The organism is Latilactobacillus parafuchuensis (assembly GCF_055271665.1).
The window spans coordinates 1,349,904-1,372,400 of sequence record NZ_CM143875.1 but is presented as its reverse complement, the minus strand read 5'-3'; the positions used below and the strand labels follow the sequence as shown (position 1 = coordinate 1,372,400).

12 protein-coding genes, 3 tRNA genes and 3 rRNA genes are annotated in these 22,497 nt (G+C 43.0%); all 18 read right to left on the bottom strand.

The genetic code is table 11. The features are described 5' to 3' along the window. Window positions 1–68: 68 nt before the first annotated feature. The gene (locus ACVPPQ_RS06750; protein WP_463493507.1) at window positions 69–1,742 is read right to left on the bottom strand and encodes an LTA synthase family protein; all 1,674 of its coding nucleotides are present in this window, start codon (window positions 1,740–1,742) and stop codon (window positions 69–71) included. Window positions 1,743–2,005: 263 nt separating this feature from the next. After that, window positions 2,006–2,078 (bottom strand) — tRNA-Thr (locus ACVPPQ_RS06745). Window positions 2,079–2,086: 8 nt separating this feature from the next. After that, window positions 2,087–2,158 (bottom strand) — tRNA-Glu (locus ACVPPQ_RS06740). Between the two features lie 39 nt (window positions 2,159–2,197). Then, window positions 2,198–2,270, bottom strand: a tRNA-Asn gene (locus ACVPPQ_RS06735). Between the two features lie 6 nt (window positions 2,271–2,276). Beyond that, window positions 2,277–2,393, bottom strand: a 5S ribosomal RNA gene (gene rrf, locus ACVPPQ_RS06730). Window positions 2,394–2,483: 90 nt separating this feature from the next. After that, window positions 2,484–5,402, bottom strand: a 23S ribosomal RNA gene (locus ACVPPQ_RS06725). A gap of 222 nt (window positions 5,403–5,624) precedes the next feature. Further along, window positions 5,625–7,196 (bottom strand): 16S ribosomal RNA (locus tag ACVPPQ_RS06720). Together the 16S, 23S and 5S rRNA genes with 3 tRNA genes alongside form the textbook arrangement of a ribosomal RNA operon. 470 nt (window positions 7,197–7,666) lie before the next feature. After that, entirely contained in the window at window positions 7,667–9,157 is a 1,491-nt protein-coding gene (gene lysS, locus ACVPPQ_RS06715; RefSeq protein WP_463496348.1) for a lysine--tRNA ligase, read from the bottom strand. 98 nt (window positions 9,158–9,255) lie between these two features. Next, window positions 9,256–10,245 (bottom strand): tRNA dihydrouridine synthase DusB, encoded by a 990-nt coding sequence (gene dusB, locus ACVPPQ_RS06710; RefSeq protein WP_025083887.1) that lies wholly within the window; start codon window positions 10,243–10,245, stop codon window positions 9,256–9,258. A 78-nt stretch (window positions 10,246–10,323) separates the two neighbouring features. Continuing rightward, the gene (gene hslO, locus ACVPPQ_RS06705) at window positions 10,324–11,211 is read right to left on the bottom strand and encodes an Hsp33 family molecular chaperone HslO (RefSeq protein ID WP_463493505.1); all 888 of its coding nucleotides are present in this window, start codon (window positions 11,209–11,211) and stop codon (window positions 10,324–10,326) included. A 91-nt stretch (window positions 11,212–11,302) separates the two neighbouring features. Further along, window positions 11,303–13,417, bottom strand: coding sequence for an ATP-dependent zinc metalloprotease FtsH (ftsH, locus tag ACVPPQ_RS06700; RefSeq protein WP_463493503.1), 2,115 nt, complete (start codon window positions 13,415–13,417; stop codon window positions 11,303–11,305). 88 nt (window positions 13,418–13,505) lie between these two features. Continuing rightward, window positions 13,506–14,051 (bottom strand): hypoxanthine phosphoribosyltransferase, encoded by a 546-nt coding sequence (hpt, locus tag ACVPPQ_RS06695; RefSeq protein ID WP_463493501.1) that lies wholly within the window; start codon window positions 14,049–14,051, stop codon window positions 13,506–13,508. A gap of 45 nt (window positions 14,052–14,096) precedes the next feature. After that, window positions 14,097–15,467, bottom strand: a complete 1,371-nt coding sequence (tilS, locus tag ACVPPQ_RS06690; protein WP_463493499.1) for a tRNA lysidine(34) synthetase TilS — start codon at window positions 15,465–15,467, stop codon at window positions 14,097–14,099. A gap of 92 nt (window positions 15,468–15,559) precedes the next feature. Next, window positions 15,560–16,006: a S1 domain-containing RNA-binding protein gene (locus ACVPPQ_RS06685; protein ID WP_025083882.1), complete on the bottom strand. Its 447-nt coding sequence runs from the start codon at window positions 16,004–16,006 to the stop codon at window positions 15,560–15,562. Between the two features lie 120 nt (window positions 16,007–16,126). Beyond that, complete coding sequence (locus ACVPPQ_RS06680; protein WP_106483585.1) at window positions 16,127–16,525, bottom strand: FtsB family cell division protein; 399 nt, start codon at window positions 16,523–16,525, stop codon at window positions 16,127–16,129. Between the two features lie 452 nt (window positions 16,526–16,977). Further along, on the bottom strand, window positions 16,978–17,244 hold the full coding sequence (locus tag ACVPPQ_RS06675; RefSeq protein WP_463493496.1) for an RNA-binding S4 domain-containing protein: 267 nt from the start codon (window positions 17,242–17,244) through the stop codon (window positions 16,978–16,980). A gap of 9 nt (window positions 17,245–17,253) precedes the next feature. Continuing rightward, complete coding sequence (locus ACVPPQ_RS06670; protein ID WP_463493494.1) at window positions 17,254–18,837, bottom strand: putative polysaccharide biosynthesis protein; 1,584 nt, start codon at window positions 18,835–18,837, stop codon at window positions 17,254–17,256. Between the two features lie 15 nt (window positions 18,838–18,852). After that, window positions 18,853–22,371, bottom strand: a complete 3,519-nt coding sequence (mfd, locus tag ACVPPQ_RS06665; RefSeq protein ID WP_463493492.1) for a transcription-repair coupling factor — start codon at window positions 22,369–22,371, stop codon at window positions 18,853–18,855. Window positions 22,372–22,497 lie beyond the last annotated feature (126 nt).

The following is a 22,497-nucleotide window of genomic DNA, read 5'->3' as shown; positions in this document are numbered from 1 at the left end:
TATGGTTTTTTGAATTGTCGATAAACCTAATTATACCGGCTACAAAGTTAGAATTACGATTATCCTTTTTATTCGCCTTCAACATTGGTCATGTTCAAAGAGATTGAATCGTATTTAAGAATTTCACTTTTAATCGATTTTTTACTTGCCGGTAATGCCTTTAAAACACCAGTCGTATCATAGAATTCGGAACCAATTTCTGTCGTATATTCATATTTAGTCGCATCATTGGTAAACAACGAAGTTCCCATGAAATAATTCTTTTCATCTTCAATATTTAACATATCTAAAATTGTCGGTGTCAGTAGAAGCGAATTGCGCCCTTTGACATCAATCTCTTGATGTTTGCTATTCGGATATTTAATCATCAACGGCACCGTTGATGCAAAAGCAGTCCGTTTATCGTCGAAAGTCGATGCATACTCTGGTGAGGCATAACTAGCGTGATCAGTCGTTAAAATTAAAATCGTGTTATCTTTAAGATCACTATTTTCAAATTTTTTATAGAATGCACTAAATGCTTCGTCAAAATTATGGAATTTATTGAGGACTGCATTTTTACCATCGCCATATTGACTGTCCGTATCCCAACCATTATGTGTTTGTAACGTATAAGTCGATAACATGAACTTCTTATCCTTTTGATTTAAGGAATTAGCTTGGTTAAACAATAAATTAAGATTGTCTTTGTCTGATAGAAAAGTACCTGAGCCACTACCTTCCCACTGACTTGAATCACCAGAGATAACTTTATTAAAGCCTAAATTATTAAGATAGGGTGTAAACTGTTTATGCTTTGGTTCTGGATTAATCATTTCAGTTGTATAACCATTTTTATTCAGAATTTCTGGCAACCCAATCAGTTTCGTATTGAGCCGTTGCTTCATCTGTTTCGCTGTCGTTGCACCTTCATAGCCTTCATTAAATTGATAGCTAGAATATAATTGACCACGAATGCCACGATAGGTTGGCGCCGTGTGGTTATAATAATTACGAACATCAATCGACTCACTCGCAAATTGATTGATTGCTGGCATTAAATCTGGATACTTATCGTCTTCCAAAACTTTCCTAGAAGTTCCCTCGGCAAATATGACGATAACATTCATATTATCAAGATTCTTTTTATTGATACCACTTTTAATATTTTTATTCTCAAAAGCCTTCAATATTTTTGTGTGATTTTCAGATTTCATCGCATGTTCAATTGCATAGTCCTTTTGATAATCCTGCATCAAAGCATAACTGGCTTTAATGGCCGTATTGGGCTTAAACATAACGATGGCAGTCAATGCTAACAATACACCGACAATTGAACCTGCTGTAAACAATCTATGATGTTTTAACAAACCAAAACGCATTGGTAAAAAAGTAAGCACAATTGCAACAACCGTTAAAACAACATATTTCGGTAAGCTAGGCCCTAACGCATGAATATTATTAATATTTTCAAACATGGTTTTAGTGGTGAATGTTCCTGAGAATAATCGAACCCACTCTTGCGCAACGATGATTAAAAAGAGTAATGAACTTAAAAGATAGGCCGGATATTTAAAAAATTTAATTGGCAACTGAGTAATCAAGATAATAATAGCAAATTCAACGAGCTCCGCTGCTAAATGTGAATAGGTATGGTTTAATATATTGGGAATAACAACTAATAGACTGATCAACAGGACCTTTATAGTCGTTAATAAACTTAAACTCTTTGGGTTCTTAACTAATTGATTAATTTTTGACATCTAAATAAACTCGATTCCATATAATATTGATAATTTTTTTGAACAATGTCTAAAAAAACGAGACTTGCAATATGCTAGTTAACTCATTTCTTTCAATTATAATTCTACGAATACCTACGATTATAGCACATAATAATCAATGCCACTTAACACAACTTGATGAAAAGTATTAACTTTCCTTAAGATTTCGTAGCATCATCTTCCCCCCATAAACAACAAAAAAAGTCCTAAATTAATTAGGACTTTAAAACGAGAATCTATAATGCCGGCTGCAGGAGTCGAACCTGTGACCCTCGGTTTACGATACCGATGCTCTACCAACTGAGCTAAGCCGGCAAAAATGATGACCCGTACGGGATTTGAACCCATGATACCGCCGTGAAAGGGCGGTGTCTTAACCACTTGACCAACGGGCCGAAATAAAAAACGATTGATTTATATCAACCGTTACCTGACTCCGGTTGTCAGGCTCGAACTGACGACATCATGATTAACAGTCATGCGCTCTACCAACTGAGCTAAACCGGAATAACAGCGTGGCAACGTCCTATCCTCGCAGGTAGTTTCCCACCAACTACTATCGGCGCTAAGAAGCTTAACTTCTGTGTTCGACATGGGAACAGGTGTATCCTTCTTGCTATCGCCACCACACTATTTGTGCTATTCGCACTGAGAAGAACTTCGTTCTCTCAAAACTGCATAATAAGTAATATCATCTCAAAAGCCCAAAACATTGCACCTTTGGTTAAGTCCTCGACCGATTAGTACTAGTCCGCTCCATACATCGCTGTACTTCCACTCCTAGCCTATCTACCTGATCATCTTTCAGGGGTCTTACTTCCATAAAGGAATGGGAAATCTCATCTCGAGGGGGGCTTCACACTTAGATGCTTTCAGCGTTTATCCCTTCCATACATAGCTACCCAGCGATGCTCCTGGCGGAACAACTGGTACACCAGAGGTATGTCCATCCCGGTCCTCTCGTACTAAGGACAGCTCCTCTCAAATTTCCTGCGCCCGCGACGGATAGGGACCGAACTGTCTCACGACGTTCTGAACCCAGCTCGCGTACCGCTTTAATGGGCGAACAGCCCAACCCTTGGGACCGACTACAGCCCCAGGATGCGATGAGCCGACATCGAGGTGCCAAACCTCCCCGTCGATGTGGACTCTTGGGGGAGATAAGCCTGTTATCCCCAGGGTAGCTTTTATCCGTTGAGCGATGGCCCTTCCATACGGAACCACCGGATCACTAAGTCCGACTTTCGTCCCTGCTCGATTTGTCAATCTCACAGTCAAGCTCTCTTATACCTTTACACTCTACGAATGATTTCCAACCATTCTGAGAGAACCTTTGAGCGCCTCCGTTACACTTTAGGAGGCGACCGCCCCAGTCAAACTGCCCACCTGACACTGTCTCCCGTCACGCTAAGTGACGCGGGTTAGAGTGGTCATACAGTTGGGGTAGTATCCCACCAACGCCTCCATCGAAACTAGCGTTCCGATCTCTACGGCTCCTACCTATCCTGTACAAACTATACAAACACTCAATATCAAGCTACAGTAAAGCTCCATGGGGTCTTTCCGTCCTGTCGCGGGTAACCCGCATCTTCACGGGTATTATAATTTCACCGAGTCTCTCGTTGAGACAGTGCCCAAATCATTACGCCTTTCGTGCGGGTCGGAACTTACCCGACAAGGAATTTCGCTACCTTAGGACCGTTATAGTTACGGCCGCCGTTTACTGGGGCTTCAATTCTGGGCTTCGCTTGCGCTAACTCATCCTCTTAACCTTCCAGCACCGGGCAGGCGTCAGCCCCTATACGTCATCTTACGATTTTGCAGAGACCTGTGTTTTTGATAAACAGTTGTTTGGGCCTATTCACTGCGGCTGACCTGACGGTCAGCACCCCTTCTCCCGAAGTTACGGGGTCATTTTGCCGAGTTCCTTAACGAGAGTTCACTCGCTCACCTTAGGATATTCTCCTCGACCACCTGTGTCGGTTTACGGTACGGGTAGTTTATTTCTCACTAGAAGCTTTTCTCGGCAGTGTAACATCAGGAACTTCGCTACTTAATTTCGCTCCCCATCACAACTTGTCCTTATAGAATCAAGCATTTCACTCAACTCAAGACTCGTTGCTTGGACACACATTTCCAGTCGTGTGCTTTCCTTAGCTTCCTGCGTCCCTCCATCGTTCAAACAAAATAAACTAGTACAGGAATATCAACCTGTTGGCCATCGACTACGCCTCTCGGCCTCGCCTTAGGTCCCGACTAACCCTGGGAGGACGAGCCTTCCCCAGGAAACCTTAGTCATACGGTGGATCAGATTCTCACTGATCTTTCGCTACTCATGCCGGCATTCTCACTTCTAAGCGCTCCACTAGTCCTTACGATCTAGCTTCATTGCCCTTAGAACGCTCTCCTACCGCGGACACTTACGTGTCCACCCACAGTTTCGGTATTATGTTTAGCCCCGGTACATTTTCGGCGCAGCGGCACTCGACTAGTGAGCTATTACGCACTCTTTAAATGGTGGCTGCTTCTGAGCCAACATCCTAGTTGTCTGTGCACCGCCACATCCTTTTCCACTTAACATAAATTTTGGGACCTTAACTGGTGATCTGGGCTGTTTCCCTTTCGACTACGGATCTTATCACTCGCAGTCTGACTCCCGGAACTAAATCAATGGTATTCGGAGTTTATCTGAATTCAGTAACCCAAGACGGGCCCCTAGTCCAAACAGTGCTCTACCTCCATGATCCAATATTCCGAGGCTAGCCCTAAAGCTATTTCGGAGAGAACCAGCTATCTCCAAGTTCGTTTGGAATTTCACCGCTACCCACACCTCATCCCCGCCATTTTCAACTGACGTGGGTTCGGTCCTCCAGTGTGTTTTACCACACCTTCAACCTGGACATGGGTAGGTCACTTGGTTTCGGGTCTACATCTATATACTCACTCGCCCATTTCAGACTCGCTTTCGCTACGGCTCCAGCTTTTCACTTTAACCTCGCATATAAACGTAACTCGCCGGTTCATTCTACAAAAGGCACGCCATCACTCATTAACGAGCTTTGACTAATTGTAGGCACACGGTTTCAGGATCTATTTCACTCCCCTTCCGGGGTGCTTTTCACCTTTCCCTCACGGTACTTGTTCACTATCGGTCACTAGGGAGTATTTAGCCTTGGGAGATGGTCCTCCCGGATTCCGACGGAATTTCACGTGTTCCGCCGTACTCAGGATCCAGAACGGAGGTTAAGTTGTTTAATCTACGTGGTTATCACACTCTTTGACTCAGCTTCCCAGCTGATTCGATTACAACTTAACTTGGTAACTCCAATGTTCTGTCCTACAACCCCAAGAAGCAAGCTTCTTGGTTTGGGCTTTTCCCCGTTCGCTCGCCGCTACTTAGGGAATCGATTTTTCTTTCTCTTCCTGCAGGTACTTAGATGTTTCAGTTCCCCGCGTCTACCTTCATTAAGCTATGTATTCACTTAATGATAATACCCGACTAAAGGTATTGGGTTCCCCCATTCGGAAATCTCCGGATCAAAGCTTACTTACAGCTCCCCGAAGCATATCGGTGTTAGTACCGTCCTTCATCGGCTCCTAGTGCCAAGGCATCCACCGTGCGCCCTTTATAACTTAACCTATCTTTACCTACGGTAAAGGGTTATTATTTGAGTTTAGCGATATGAACTAATTCATACTTCTATTAAAAAACTCTTTAAAACGCAATGTTTTTCTCGGCTTTTAAATCTAATATTACTTATTATCCAGTTTTCAAAGAACAAAGTTTGAGAGTAGACCTCTCAAAACTAAACAAAGTTTCGACGCTAACAAATGTACAAGGTTTTCCGTATTATTCCTTAGAAAGGAGGTGATCCAGCCGCAGGTTCTCCTACGGCTACCTTGTTACGACTTCACCCTAATCATCTGTCCCACCTTAGACGGCTGGCTCCCGAAGGTTACCTCACCGGCTTTGGGTGTTACAAACTCTCATGGTGTGACGGGCGGTGTGTACAAGGCCCGGGAACGTATTCACCGCGGCATGCTGATCCGCGATTACTAGCGATTCCGGCTTCATGTAGGCGAGTTGCAGCCTACAATCCGAACTGAGAATGGTTTTAAGAGATTAGCTTAACCTCGCGGTTTTGCGACTCGTTGTACCATCCATTGTAGCACGTGTGTAGCCCAGGTCATAAGGGGCATGATGATTTGACGTCGTCCCCACCTTCCTCCGGTTTGTCACCGGCAGTCTCACTAGAGTGCCCAACTAAATGCTGGCAACTAGTAATAAGGGTTGCGCTCGTTGCGGGACTTAACCCAACATCTCACGACACGAGCTGACGACAACCATGCACCACCTGTCATTCTGTCCCCGAAGGGAACGTCTTATCTCTAAGATTTTCAGAAGATGTCAAGACCTGGTAAGGTTCTTCGCGTTGCTTCGAATTAAACCACATGCTCCACCGCTTGTGCGGGCCCCCGTCAATTCCTTTGAGTTTCAATCTTGCGATCGTACTCCCCAGGCGGAGTGCTTAATGCGTTAGCTGCGGCACTGAAGGGCGGAAACCCTCCAACACCTAGCACTCATCGTTTACGGCATGGACTACCAGGGTATCTAATCCTGTTTGCTACCCATGCTTTCGAGCCTCAGCGTCAGTTACAGACCAGACAGCCGCCTTCGCCACTGGTGTTCTTCCATATATCTACGCATTTCACCGCTACACATGGAGTTCCACTGTCCTCTTCTGCACTCAAGTTTCCCAGTTTCCGATGCACTTCTTCGGTTGAGCCGAAGGCTTTCACATCAGACTTAAAAAACCGCCTGCGCTCGCTTTACGCCCAATAAATCCGGACAACGCTTGCCACCTACGTATTACCGCGGCTGCTGGCACGTAGTTAGCCGTGGCTTTCTGGTTGGATACCGTCACTACCTGATCAGTTACTATCAGATACATTCTTCTCCAACAACAGAGTTTTACGATCCGAAAACCTTCTTCACTCACGCGGCGTTGCTCCATCAGACTTTCGTCCATTGTGGAAGATTCCCTACTGCTGCCTCCCGTAGGAGTCTGGGCCGTGTCTCAGTCCCAGTGTGGCCGATTACCCTCTCAGGTCGGCTATGCATCACAGTCTTGGTGGGCCTTTACCTCACCAACTAACTAATGCACCGCGGGTCCATCCTAAAGTGATAGCCGAAACCATCTTTCAACCTTGCACCATGCGGTGCTAGGTTTTATGCGGTATTAGCATCTGTTTCCAAATGTTATCCCCCACTTTAGGGCAGGTTACCCACGTGTTACTCACCCGTCCGCCACTCACTCAAATGAGCTTCAATCAGAAGCAAGCTTCTTCAATCAGTTCCAGAGTGCGTTCGACTTGCATGTATTAGGCACGCCGCCAGCGTTCGTCCTGAGCCAGGATCAAACTCTCAATTAAAAGTTTGTAGCTCTTGTTTTTGTTACTTAATTTATTTGCTAGCGAATTGACTTCGCAAATATGTTGTGCCCCGAAGGGCGACCCTACACATTTGATTTGTCGAAACTTTGTTCAGTTTTCAAAGATCTACGTTGGTTGTCGAAACAACTTAATTAGTATATCATGCGATGTTATTAAATGTCAAACATTTTTTGAATATTTCTTGTATAAATATTCAATTTAGTTCTCTTACAACACCATCTGCTTGAATAACTTGTGTCTCACTGACAACATAGACTACTATAACAGCTATCAAACTGTTCGTCAAACTTTTTTTAATCGGGTTAATTCAGAACTTTCACCCGCAAAACTATCATTAGTATCCGTTATTTATCGTTAAAAATACAATTCATTATTATAGATATGCATATATAACGAACGATACCGAAAATTGCACAAAAAAAACGCCTTAAAAGACGTTTTAAAAAATATTATTTTTCTTCAGTTGATTGGTTTTCAGGACGCATTGTTGGGAACAGTAAGACATCGCGAATTGAAGCAGCATCAGTTAACAACATTGCTAACCGATCAATCCCAATTCCAAGCCCCCCCGTTGGTGGCATCCCGTATTCTAATGCTTCAATATAATCTTCATCGATACCTTCGGCTTCATCGTTCCCATTTTCACGTTCTTGTGCTTGGGCTTCAAAACGGGCGCGTTGGTCGATTGGATCGTTTAATTCAGTAAACGCATTGGCGTATTCATTCCCATGCATGAACAATTCCCAACGATCAGTAAAGCGATCATCTTCAGTATTCTTCTTTGCTAATGGTGAAATTTCAACTGGATGACCATAAATAAAGGTGGGTTGTACTAACGTATCTTCAACGAATTCTTCAAAGAAAGCGTTAATGATATGGCCGACTTGCCAATATTCTTCATACTTCACATGATGTTCATCCGCTAATTGACGCGCAGTTTCGATAGTCATTGTTTGCCAGAAATCGACACCGGTTTGCGCTTTGATCGCATCAACCATGTGAATTCGTGCAAAATCACCATCGAGATCAATGTCTTGACCTTGATAATTAATCTGACCCGTTCCTAAAACTTTATGGGCCGCAAAGCGAATAATACCTTCAGTTTCATCCATTACGTCTTTGTAATCAAAATAAGCAGCGTATGTTTCTAACATTGTAAATTCAGGATTATGTTTCGTATCAATCCCTTCATTCCGGAAGACCCGGCCAATTTCATAGACCCGTTCCATCCCACCAACGATTAAGCGTTTCAGATGTAATTCAAGCGCAATCCGTAGGTAAAGGTTGATGTCTAGTGCGTTATGATGTGTAATGAATGGCCGTGCAGAAGCGCCACCGGCTTGACCATGCAAGACCGGCGTTTCAACTTCGGTAAAACCATGCGTATCTAAATATTCACGAACGGCTGAAATAATTTTGCTCCGTTTCGTAAAACGTGTCATACTTTCTTCATTCGCAATCAAGTCTAAGTATCGTTGACGATAAATTTGTTCAACATTCGTTAAACCGTGATATTTATCGGGTAATGGGCGTAATGCTTTCGCTAAGAAAGTCACGTGAGTTGCTTTAACTGTCAATTCGCCCATATCTGTTTTCATAATTTGACCGGTGATGCCTAAATGATCGCCTAAATCAGATTTTTTGAAGATTTGATAGTTTTCTTCGCCAACGGTATCTTTACGAACATAAATTTGAATCTTGCCTGAACGGTCGCGAATATCGGCAAAACCTACTTTGCCTTTGCCCCGCTTAGACATCATTCGACCTGCAATCGTCACTTCTTGATTCTTAAGATCTAAGTCGTCTTTTTCGATTGCTTCAAATTCACTGTGTAAATCTGCTGCTAAATGTGTCCGGTCAAAACGATGACCGAATGGATCGATGCCTTCATCTTTAAGTAGTTGCATCTTATCCCGACGGACCTTAAGTTGGTCATTCATTTCTTTTTGATTATCTTTTTGTGCCAACTGACAATTCCTCCATTACTTTCAATTATCTACTGTGTTGATTTTAACACGAAAATAGCCCCCTGCGGAAGCTATTCTGCGATTCTTGCTTCAGTTTCTTCAACAAAACGGTCTAAAATGTCGCCGACTGCTTGTTCAGTTTCAACTTCATTGACTTTCGCCTTGGTTTTAGCGGCGCGGGGAATCCCCTTCAAATAATAAGCCGCTTGTTGTCTGAACTCGCGACAAGCCACATTTTCGCCCTTGAGTTCAACTAAGCGGTGCAATTGTAATTTAGCCGTTGCAATTTTTTCACGCGGGGTTGGTTCGGCAATTAATTCGCCCGTTCGCAAGTAAGTTTCCACTTGGCGTAAAATCCACGGGTTGCCCAAAGCTGCGCGACCAATCATGACTGCATCCGCGCCAACTTCGTCCAACATGCGTTTGGCATCTTGGGGCGTCCGGACATCACCGTTACCCATAAACGGAATCGTTAATGCTTGTTTAACCTGTTTTAAAACGTCCCAATCAGCGTGGCCCGTATACATCTGTTTCCGAGTCCGACCGTGCATCGCTAAGGCTGAAGCCCCTGCACGTTCGGCAGCTAACGCATTTTCAACGGCGAAAACGTGATCTTCGTCCCAACCCGTTCGCATTTTAATCGTAACCGGTTTCTTAACCGCGTCAGTGACGTATGACACCATTTCGTAAACTTTATTTGGATCTAATAACCAGCGCGCACCGGCATCAGTCTTAACGACTTTATTGACCGGACAACCCATATTAATATCGATAATATCGGCTTCCGTATGTTGATCAACAAACTTAGCGGCTTCAACTAAGGTATCTTTCGAACCGCCAAAAATTTGAATACTAATAGGATGTTCCGTTGGATCAACAAACATCATCTCTAATGTTTTTTTATTATTATACATGATGCCACGATCACTAATCATTTCACAGACGACTAAACCCGCGCCGAATTCCTTAGCAGTCACTCGAAATGCTGCATTGGTAATCCCGGCCATCGGTGCGACGACGACTTGATTTGGAATTGTGATATCCCCTATTTGCCATGTCATTGTGCCAAACCATTCCCTTCGTGTCTTTCGACAATATCTCAGTAATCATAGCAAAAAAAGAATCAACTAGCAAAAATTTTAATTGGTTGCTTGTTCCGCTAAAATTTGTTGTAATTCGGCTTCACTAAATTGATAGCGTTCACCACAAAAACGGCAAACGGCTTCGGCACCATGGTCTTCACTAATCAATTGTTCTAAATCAGCGGGTTTAATTGAACTCAACGCTTTGGCAAAACGGTCTTTTGAACAATCACAACGGTATTTGACTGGCATTTGTTCTAACGTCTTCATTGGCAGTTCGCCAACGATTTCGGCAATAATCGCTTCAGGCGTTAACCCCTGTTGCAATAATTCAGAAACGAGTGGCATTTCTTGTAACCGCGCTTCAAGCACATCAATTAAGCGGTCATCGGCACCGGGCAACATTTGAATCATGAACCCCCCAGCGACTTCAACAGTATTATCATCTTTAACAAAAACTGATAATCCAACAGCTGAAGGGGTTTGTTCTGATTTTGCAAGATAGTACGTAAAATCTTCACCTAGTTCGCCTGATACTAATGGGACTTGACCGGTAAACGGTTCTTTTAAACCTAAATCTTTTGTCACTGATAAGCTCCCAGTCGTACCAACGCCACCTTTGACGTCAATTTTTTGACGGTCATTCAATGGTAGATTGACGTGGGGATTTTGAACGTAACCTTTAACCGTGCCTTGTGCGTCACCATCAACCACAATTTTGCCGACGGGGCCATCACCTTCGACGCGCACGGTCATTTTCGTATCACCTTTTAAACCGGCCGCACTCAATAGTAGTGTCCCGACAATGGTCCGACCAAAAGCAGCCGAAGACGTCGACCAAGTATCTTGTTTCTGTTGCGCTTCAGCTACTAACTGCGTCGCATTAACGGCATATGCTCGTAATTGACCGTCTTCAGAAATCTGTTTCACTAAATAATCTTGCATCTTAAATACCCTCTTTTACGATTAATTGATGGTTGAGACAAAAGAAGCTGTGACAAAACGATTTGTTTTGTCACAGCTTCTTTCAATATCTTTAAACTTGATCGTTGGAATCATCTGAATCGTCTGCTTTTTTTGGTGCTTCTGGTTCTGATGTTGGGGCATCATCTGCCACTTCATCCGTTTTAGATTCATCAGTTGTTTCAGGTTCAGCCTCTTTCTTTTTAGAATCTTTAGCTTCTAACGCTTTTTTAGATTCTTCAAAAGTGGCTGCTTTTTCACTTGGAAATTCATCATTATCACTTTCAGGCATCTTACCATCATTGAATAAACTCAAAATTTCTTTTTCGTTTAATGTTTCGTACTTCAACAACATTTCGGCAATTAACTTATGTTGTGCCCGATGACTTTGGATAATTTCATAAGCTTGTTTGTGGGCTTCGTCAATTAAACGACGAATTTCACTGTCAATCGTTGCAGCAGTTGCTTCAGAAAAGGCAGGTGCTTGACCATAAGAAGCCCCAACGAATGGTTGGCCTTCTTTTTCAAGTGCAACCGTGCCTAAAGCTTTGGTCATCCCGTATTGCGTAACCATGCTTCGCGCGATATCAGTTGCTTGTTCAAAATCATTTGAGGCCCCGGTTGATTCAGCGTTGAAGATAATTTCTTCAGCCGTCCGACCACCAAGTAACCCTGCCATCTGTTCAGTCAATTCTTTCTTGGTCATCAAGAACTGATCAGTCTTAGGTAACATAATTGCGTAACCGCCAGCGCGACCACGTGGGACAATTGTGACCTTACGAACGACTCGTGAATCGCTCAACACTAACCCAATAATCGCATGTCCAGCTTCATGGTACGCCACTGAATTACGTTCCTTCGGATTAATGACCCGATCCCGTTTAGCGGGTCCGGCAATCACACGATCTTCAGCTTCATCAACATCAGAAGCATCAATCTTTTGTTTACTACGACGAGCAGCGACTAAGGCCGCTTCGTTTAAGACGTTTTCAAGATCGGCACCAACGAACCCTGGGGTTTGTTGGGCAATCACTTTAAGATCAACATCGTCTGCTAATGGTTTGTTCTTAGCATGAACTTTCAAGATGGCTTCACGGCCCTTAACGTCAGGACGACCGACTAGAATCTTCCGATCAAAACGACCTGGACGTAACAAGGCTGGATCTAAGACATCTGAACGGTTGGTAGCGGCGATGACAATCACGCCTTCGTTACCAGAGAACCCATCCATTTCAACCAACATTTGGTTTAATGTTTGTTCCCGTTCATCATGACCGCCACCCATGCCGGCGCCACGTTGACGACCGACTGCATCAATTTCATCAATGAAAATGATTGATGGCGCTGCTTTTTTAGCTTGTTCAAACAAGTCACGAACCCGACTTGCCCCAACCCCGACAAACATTTCAACGAAATCTGAACCGGAAATTGAGAAGAACGGTACACCCGCTTCACCAGCGACTGCTTTCGCTAATAATGTTTTACCAGTACCTGGGGGTCCTTCCAAAAGGACACCAGCTGGGATTCTTGCTCCCAGTGCGGCAAACTTACGGGGATCTTTCAAGAATTCGACCACTTCGACCAATTCTTGTTTTTCTTCTTCAGCACCAGCGACATCAGAGAAGCGAACCTTATTGGCTTTCTTATCTGCTTTTTGTGCTTTTGATTTGCCGAAGCTCATCATCTTGCCGCCTTGCCCGCCACCTTGACCCGCTTGGCTCATCATCATGTAGAATAAACCGACCATGATAATAATTGGTAAGAAGACACTGATAATACTTACCCACCAACCAGATTGAGGTTCTTGGACTGTTTCAACCTTCGTTTTACTTTGACTCGCTAATTTCGTCATTTGACTAACTTGTGAATCGCTTTGTAAAAGCGTGGTTGTAAAATGCGTTACTTTTTTATTATTGGTTTTTTGACCAAAAAATGTTGCTTTAGGCTGTTTTACAGTTTGTGCTTTACGATATTCTCCTGAAATTTTATAAATACCATTTGTTGGTTGAATTGAAAGTGTCTTAACTTTATCAGACTTCAATTCACTCAAAAATGTACTTGATTGAACTTCTGTAGACTCTGAACCGGAGTTGCCATTCAAAAAGAATGAAAATACACCGACTAAAGCCACTAGGATAATAATGTAAAACAGACTATTACTAAACAGTCCGTTCTTCTTGTTCTTCATGCGTGACCTCCTGAAGCTTCTCATCATTTATGACACAGTGTCTCTTTGATACTGTTAAACTATAACATATCTGACTTTCATTGACCATTTATTTACCTGAATAAATTTCCGGTTTTAAAACGCCAATTGTCCCCATATTTCGGTAACGTTCGGCATAATCTAATCCGTATCCCACGACGAATTCATTTGGGACTTCCATCCCCACATAATCCGAATGAACTGGCACGATGCGCCGGCTTGGTTTGTCCATTAAGGTACAAACTTTAATTGAATTCGCTTGCCGCGTTTTAAAAATCGCCATTAAATAGTTCAATGTCCGACCCGTATCCACGATATCTTCAACGATAATGATGTCGCGCCCTTGAACGCTCGTATCTAAATCCTTAATAATCTTAACTTCACCGGAAGACATCGTCCCATCACCGTAACTGGAAACGTCCATAAAATCAATTTCGACGTGCAAATCAATTTCCCGAATCAAATCAGTCATGAACACAATCGCGCCCTTTAGAATTCCAATCATCAACGGGTTCTTGCCTTGATAATCAGCTGTAATCTGCTTGCCCAAACGTTCATTAACCTGTTGAATATCTGCTCTGGTATACAAAATACGTTCAATATCTTTTTCTAACATCGTTGAGCTAGCCTCCGTTTCAGTAAAACCTGAATATTTTGGTGTTTAATCGCAACATAGTACGTACCGTATTTTACCAGTTTGTGGTTGATTAAACAATGCTGAAACCCGTAATTGCGGAAGACCAATTAATTGGTCATGACTCCAGACACCCCAGCTATTTTGTCGTTGCCTTTGTGACCATTTTAAATCGATAAAAAGCCGTTTAATTGACTTTGTGTGTTCGTGACCGATTGCCAAACGTTCCGACCCGGTTAATTGTTGCACCGTCAATGGCCAGTCTGTTGATGTTAACCAAATGACTTGTTGACTGGTCACTTTTTGCGGGAGATGCTCTAAATCAAAAACACCAATTCGTTCGGCATTCGGTAGCAGACACCATTGATTGACCGTCAATTTTGCTGACCAAGTCGTTCCCACTGACTCCTGCGGTTGCCCTGGCCGGATGATAAATTGATTGTAAACCTTCATTAAAACGTAATCGTGTCCCAAATCAATTTGGCCTTGTGGCTTAGCTTGTTGATTGGTGAACTGGATCAATTCGGTTAACTGGTTGTTTTTTAAAGCGGGCAATCCAGGATATTCAGTCCGCCATAATTGTTGCCAGATTAATCGCTGTTGAACCGGCGTGAATTGTTGGATAATCGTTAAATTACCCACCAATTCAGTTTGCGCTTTATGCCTCATCATTAACTTGAGCACCGTCATGGCCCAATCATTTTGACTAGTTAATAAGGCCGATAGACTCGTGCTAAAGCGGTTCGCATTTTGAATCATTTGCGGATTTTCTTGTTTCAATTGGGGCACGATTTGATGTCGGACGCGGTTGCGCAATACATCTAAATTTTGATTGGTTCCATCTTCGAAGTATTGAATGCCTTGTTGATTCGCGAATTGGCGTAATATTGCTTTGTCAAATGTTAATAACGGCCGAATCAATTGGCCGGTTCCAAATGGCCGGCTAACCTGAATGCCTCGCATTTCATGCAACTCACCACTGCGAATTAATTTCATCACAAGCGTTTCTAGTTGATCATCACCGTGGTGCGCCGTCAACAAAACTTTCGCACCGGTCGATTCCATCACTGATTCAAAAAACTGATAACGAAATTGGCGGGCAGCTGCTTCGATGCCAGTGGTCGGATGCGCGTTAGCTGGCCAATGCGCCACTTTTAAGGTTAATTGTTGTTGTTCACAATATTGTCGGAGATACGTTTCTTCGGTGGTACTTTCCGCACGTAATTCATGATTGACGTGGGCGACGATGATGGTTGGTTTTAATCCCATTGGTAATTGCGTTAATAATTGTAAAAGCACCATCGAATCAACCCCGGTCGAGGTCGCAACCACCACTTTTTCAGCCGGTTGCCAAAATTGCTGTTCTTTAATTAAATTTTGAAACGCTTGTGTCACCATGCTACCCCTCCCGTCTAATCAATAAAGGCCAGATCAAAAGTTTACGAAACAACCTTCAATCTGACCTTTAAGATGATACTACTTTATTAATATTAACTACGACGACCGCCACGGCCACCGCGTTTACCTTCTGTATTACGTTTAATTGTCGACAAACGATCTTCACTATCTTTCAAGAAGCCTGACAATAAATCATCAAAATCTTCCTTCTGAGGTGCGCTTGCATGTTCCGGCTTGCGATAACCACCACGATTAGTGCTCGGACGACTACTATGTTGTGGTCGAGCGTGTTCTTGTTCTTTCGGTTGATCAACTGCTTTTCTAATCGAGAGGCCAACTTTACCATTTTGATCAGACATCACCTTAACGGTAACCTCATCCCCAACGCTTAATACGTCATGAATATCTTTAATATAACTATCAGAGACTTCACTAATATGTACTAATCCGGTTTTGCCTTCTCCCAAATCGACAAAAGCGCCAAAATTCGTGATACCTGTTACTTTACCAGCAACTTTCGAACCAACTTCAACTGCCATATAAAACTACGTCCTCCTAAAATGGTCGTTTGAACTTATCAAACATTTAGTCACATAATCGTGATCTTTAATAAAATAAGTATAGCACGCTTTGGCCTTGAAACAAGCGTGTTGGCTGAATTATTTTTGTTGTTGTGTTAAATTGGGCGCCTTATCTTGTGGCAAACTATAAATCGTTTCCCCATCTTTAGAATAGTAATATTTATATCGAATGTATTTTGCTAAATAATCATCATCATGCAATTGCTTAACTTCGATTTTTAAATCGGACTCTTGCGCTTTAGCTTGTTTCAATTGCTTTTTTTTGACCGTTTGTTTCTGTTCAACATTCGCCAACGTTTGGTGCGTTCTAAAAATCTGAACACCGCAAACTAGAACTAAACAAACGGCTAAAATACTAAGTCCAATTAGCCGGCGCCGATGAACTTGGTGTACGTGTGCTTTTTGCTGTTTCGACCGATTTTGGGCGGCCTGTTGTTGGGTATAATCATTTTCAATTTTTGTTATTTTCTGGCTCACCACAAAACACCTCCGAATTCCAATTGTATCCATTATAACAAGTTAGCGAAAACAACGTCAATATTGTTTGCCGATTATTAATGACTTTTATTAACAGGCTGAATGATATTGGTGCTGATTGCCCATTCTAACGCTAAAAACCACCAATCAATCCCTGATTTGGATTGGCTGATGGTTTTTGTTTTAAGCGCTACTCAAAAGCTAACTGCAACTCACAGCACTCTTTTGCTTAAACGCGCTTCTAAGTTGCAACAACTTCCGCTTAACCTAAAATCGCCAATTATCTTAAGTTCAAGATAACTGGCGATTTTTGTTAATGCTCAGTTGCTAACCGCAACTCACAGCACTCTTTACTTAAACGCGCTTCTAAGCCAATTTCTTCCGTTTAACTACAAAATACCAATCATGGTTAAGCCCACCATAATTGGTATTTTTAGGTTAATCCTCAAAGCCTACTCGTTCGAGTCAGCGCTCTTACTTTCTATAATTTCATACATTTCTGCTGCATCGCTCTTTTTCGTTGTTTCGATAATTTGAGTGATTTTGACGATTAGGGTCTTGTTGCCAAAACCAATTTCAAGCTTGTCACCGACCACCACGTTGCTCGAAGATTTAGCGGGACGGTCATTAATTAAAATTCGGCCTTTATCCGCGATTTCTTTGGCGACGGTCCGCCGTTTAATGATTCGTGATACTTTTAAAAATTTGTCTAAGCGCATCTGATTGCCCTACCTTTTTATTTTTTTAGACAGTCGCAACAATTGGCGACCGCCAGGAATTGTTAACCATTCCCGAATTGTAAAGAGTTGCCATCTGAGTGCTAGTCCAATAAAGACCAACACACCAACTGTAATGCCAACGCCAGTACTCATAATCGCCGCACCGCGCGTCATTAATCCAAAATGAGTGATGTTCAACGCAATTTTAACTGCTAGCCACATCATGCCACAAATCAGCAATAATTTAAACGTAAAACGCTTGGGGGCTAACGCGTTTTTAACCAATTCTGGTGATTGGCGTAAGACAAGGTACAAGACCACGCCCAAACTAATGACAGTCCCTAAGCTGGCTCCAACAATCTGAAAGTGTTGCACTAACCATTGATTCATCATAATTTTGACGGTAATCCCAACGAGTAACGCAATCGTCGTCTTATAAAATTGGTCCAAACTTTGCAAGACACTATTACAAGCGTTGATTAAGGCGATAATTGCAATACTGAACATGTACCAAACTAACGCCCGGTTACCCTCTGCATCCCCAAATAGGAAGACATTGACCTGCGGCATTAACACCATCAACCCGGTTGCGGCCGCGGCCGATAATCCTAGACTAATGTGAATTAACGCTTCTGCTACTTGCCGAAATTGTTGATCTTGTTGGCGTTGTCGGGCTTGCGATAAGCTCGGAATCAAAGTTGATGAAAAGGCCATCGAAATCACTAAGCCTAATTGGACTAGCGGTTGGGCCCGATCATAGACCCCCTTCAGATTTTTAGCGGCCGCGTCGGTTAAGCCCCCTAAAACTAAGCCTTTTTTGACCGTAAAAGAATCAATTAATTGTAACAAGATAATTAATGAAGCAAACAGGCAAATCGAACCGCCTTCAATCAATAATTTCTTCGCTAACATTTTATACGATTGCCAATCGATTCCTTTAGTGACCGGTCCACGCCAGACAAAAGCGCGTTCGGCCGGCTTTAATAAGGAAATCGTCGCCACTAAACCGCCGAAGAACGCACCCGTCATCGCCCAAGTACCCATTTCATAGACTGACCAGTGTAGCTTTAACGATAACCAAGCCGCTAAAATAATCACGATCACTCGGACGAGTTGTTCGGCCACTTGCGAGGTCGCCGTCGGAATCATGTTAAAGATACCTTGGAAATAGCCACGCGTCACGGCCAAAAACGGCATTAATAGGAACATAAAGGAGACCATTTCAATCAACGGCGCTAACGCTGGATCGGCCATGGCCCCCGCAATCGCCGGGGCCTTAATCTGTAGATAGATAAAAATGGCGGCCCCGAAAATCCCTAACAGTGCGAACGACTGGCGTAAAATTTTAGTTTGTTCGGCGGGTTCAGTCTGTTCAGCCACTAATTTCGAAATATAGACCGGAAAACCGCTCAATGCAAAAGTCATCCCAATCCCGTAAATCGGATAGATTTGTTGATAAACGTAAAAGCCGGTGTTGCCGACCATATTCTGTAATGGAATTCGGTAAACCGCACTCAAGACTTTAGCGATAAATGATGCAATGGATAAAACAACCGCACCCTTCATCAAATTCTGCATTTGCTTATTTTGCATCAAGTCCCTCCTCGTCTATTTGCTTGCTTGTTGTTCAATTTTTAATAACGCTTCAACAAATGTCACTAATTCTTGTAACCAATCCATTAATTGCATCTTCGGTTGGATAATCAGTTTAACACTTAATTTTTCGCGGTCAAATCCGACCGTGGCCTTCAAACGCGTCGCTGATAGTGCTTCAAAGATTTGTTCGCCAGAGACTTTTTGACTGCCTTTAGGCGACAACGTCACTTGTAAATCGCCTTTAATCTGTTTAATGGATTCAATCAACGCTTCATCAGCGGTCATCTTCAACTGACCAATCATCAATAGATTCGCGACTTGTTCAGGATAATCCCCAAAACGGTCAATTAGATCGGCCTGAATTTCAGCATACGCCGCTTCCGAATCCATTTGGCGAATTCGTTTATAAATTTCAATTTTTTGCCGTTGATCATTAATATAATCTTCCGGTAAATAAGCTTCAATTTTAAGGTCAATTTCGGTATTGGTTTTGGCCGCCACTTTTTTGCCCTGTTTCTTAGCAACTGCTTCACTCAACATTTGTGAATACATATCAAAACCGACTGAATCGATAAAACCGTGTTGTTGCTTCCCTAATAAATTACCCGCGCCCCGAATCGATAAATCGCGCATCGCAATTTTAAAACCGGAACCCAATTCGGTAAAATCTTTAATCGCTTGGAGCCGTTTCTCACTGACTTCGGTCAACACTTTATCCGGTTGATACATGAAATAACCGTAAGCCACACGACTACTCCGGCCAATCCGACCACGTAATTGATAGAGTTGCGATAAGCCGTAATGATCAGCATCTTCGACAATCATCGTATTAACGTTGGGCATATCAACCCCCGTTTCGATAATCGTCGTCGTGACTAACACATCATACTTGCCTTGAACGAAATCATAGATGACCCCTTCTAACTGAGCTTCAGTCATCTGACCATGAGCATAGCCGACAGTCGCTTCAGGTACCAAAGCTTCGATTTCAGCCGCCGTTTGTTCGATATCACTGACACGATTATGCAAATAAAAGACTTGCCCGTTGCGTTCTAATTCACGTTCAATCGCTTCACGCATCGCGCCCGCATTTTGTTCCATCACGTAGGTTTGAATTGGGTAACGGTTAGTTGGTGGTGTTTCGATCACCGATAAATCACGCACACCGAGCATTGACATATGCAACGTTCGTGGAATTGGCGTCGCCGTCAACGTCAGCACATCAACTTGCGCCTTTAATTGTTTGAGCCGTTCTTTATGTTTGACGCCGAAGCGTTGTTCTTCATCGACAATCAACAACCCTAAATCTTTAAATTCAACATCTTTTGATAGGAGGCGATGTGTCCCAATGACGATGTCGACTTGGCCGGTGGCTAAATCCTTTAACGTCGCGTTGACTTCTTTGCGCGTTTTAAAGCGGGATAATAAGCCGACTCGCACTGGAAAATCCGCAAACCGCGTCAACAGATTCTCGTAATGTTGTTGAGCCAAAATGGTTGTCGGTACTAAAAAGGCGATTTGCTTACCCGCTTCAACCGCTTTGAAAGCCGCCCGTAAGGCCACTTCGGTTTTCCCGAAACCAACATCTCCGACTAATAAGCGGTCCATCGGTTGCACGCGTTCCATATCATGTTTGATTTCAGCAGTACTCCGTAATTGATCATCCGTTTCCGGATAAGGAAATTGCGCTTCAAAATCGGCTTGCATTTGATCGTCCTTCGGAAAGGCGTAACCGCGTTCTGCTTCTCGTTGTGCATATAATTCGATTAAATCGTCCGCGATATCTTCAATCTTAGCAGTGACCTTATTCTTGGTCTTCTGCCATTCGCCACCACCTAGTTTGTTAACTTTAGGCGTCTTAGCTTCGGCGGAAACGTATTTCTGAACCATGTTTAGTTGCGTCACTGGAATGAATAACTTGCCGTTATCCCGGTAAACGATTGTGATGTAGTCTTGGTGAACGCCGTCGACTTCCAACGTTTCCATCCCGACATATTCACCAATCCCGTGATTGACGTGTACGACGTAATCACCGGGTTTGAGTTCGCTATAACTCTTAAGCCGTTCGGCATTCGCTAACGTTTGACGCCGAACTTTCTTTTTTGGTGCGGTGTTAAAGAGTTCTTTTTCCGTTAATACGACTAGTTTCAAATCGGGTAATTCAAAGCCATTTTGTAACGAACCCTGCACGATTTGAATTTGTCCCGGTACTATTTGCGTTTTATTGGCAACGACTGCTTCGATTTCAAAATCGTGGAAGGTCTGATCGATTTTCTTAACCCGTTTTTGATCAGAGACGAGCACAATCACCGTTTGCTTTTGTTTTTGCCAATGACTCATTTCGGTTTTCAATAACGGCATCTGGCTAAAGAACTGTTGGACATTACGCGTTGGCAGGTTGGTCAACGCATCTAATTTTAAATTGCCCATCCCTTTTTGGAATAACGATAAATACAGTTGAGGATGCTGATCTTTTTTGATCATTTCGTGAGCATCTAATAATAACGTCTGCGTCGGCAATAGCCGGCGATTAGCGATCATATCGGTTTGCCAATTCGCGGCTTCTTCATTCAAAATCCGTTGTGTTTCTTGAATCCGCGGATAATCGTCAAAAATGACGAGCCCACTTTTTTTGAAATAGTTAAATAAGTTATCTTTTTCGGGGTATAAATAATCAATATACAGCGCTAAATTTTCTAACCGTTCACCAGCTTGCAGCCGTTCAATCGGCGTCTCAAAATTAGTCGCTAACAATTGACGTTCTTTTTTGTCCGTAATCTGTTGGGCGTTTGCTTGATACGCCGCTTGTAGTGCATCGCCAGCCATTGCTAATTGGGCTTCATTGGCTAACAAATCCGTGGCCGGCATCAGTTGAATCCGTTCAACGTTTTCGATGCTTCGTTGGGTATCCGCTGCAAATGAGCGCATTGAGTCCACCGCCGTATCGAACAATTCGATTCGAACCGGATTTTCAGCGTCTAATGGGAAAATATCAACGATATCACCCCGCATCGCAAATTCACCCGGTTTTCCGACCAATTTATCCCGAACATAACCCATTTCACTTAGCTGAGCCGCTAATGTTGCCGGATCGATTTCACTATTGATATCAATCATCAATTGTCCATCTTGCCATTGGCGGACAGAAGGTAACAAACGACGCATCCCTGCAATCGAGGTGATAATAATCCCCTTTTTGCCAGTGACCATGAAGCTTAGTGTTCGAACCCGCTCCGCTTTGGCTTCTGGCGAACTGGTTGCCATTTCCGCCGCCATCACTTCTTCAACTGGAAAAGTATAGATTTGATCACTATTCACTTGATTAGCTAAATCTTCGGCGACTTGGTTGGCCTGGAAAGTATTACTTTCAATAATCAATAACGGTTGGCGCTGTTGTTTATAAACCGTCGCTAAAAAGAGGGTTTTCGCTGAACCGGATAATCCGGTCAGCAACTGTTTACCCCCTTGTTGTTGATTGGCTAATACTGTTTGAACCTGTTGGGGTTGCCCTAACATTGCGATTAAATCCATGACTAATTCCCTATCTTTCTCAAAATGACTGTACGTAGACGTGCTTCTTTGAACAATCTTCTCCGCCTAACGGAGTCCTAAACCCGGACTTCATTCACGTGACTAGGCTAATGCTCAGAATTTAAC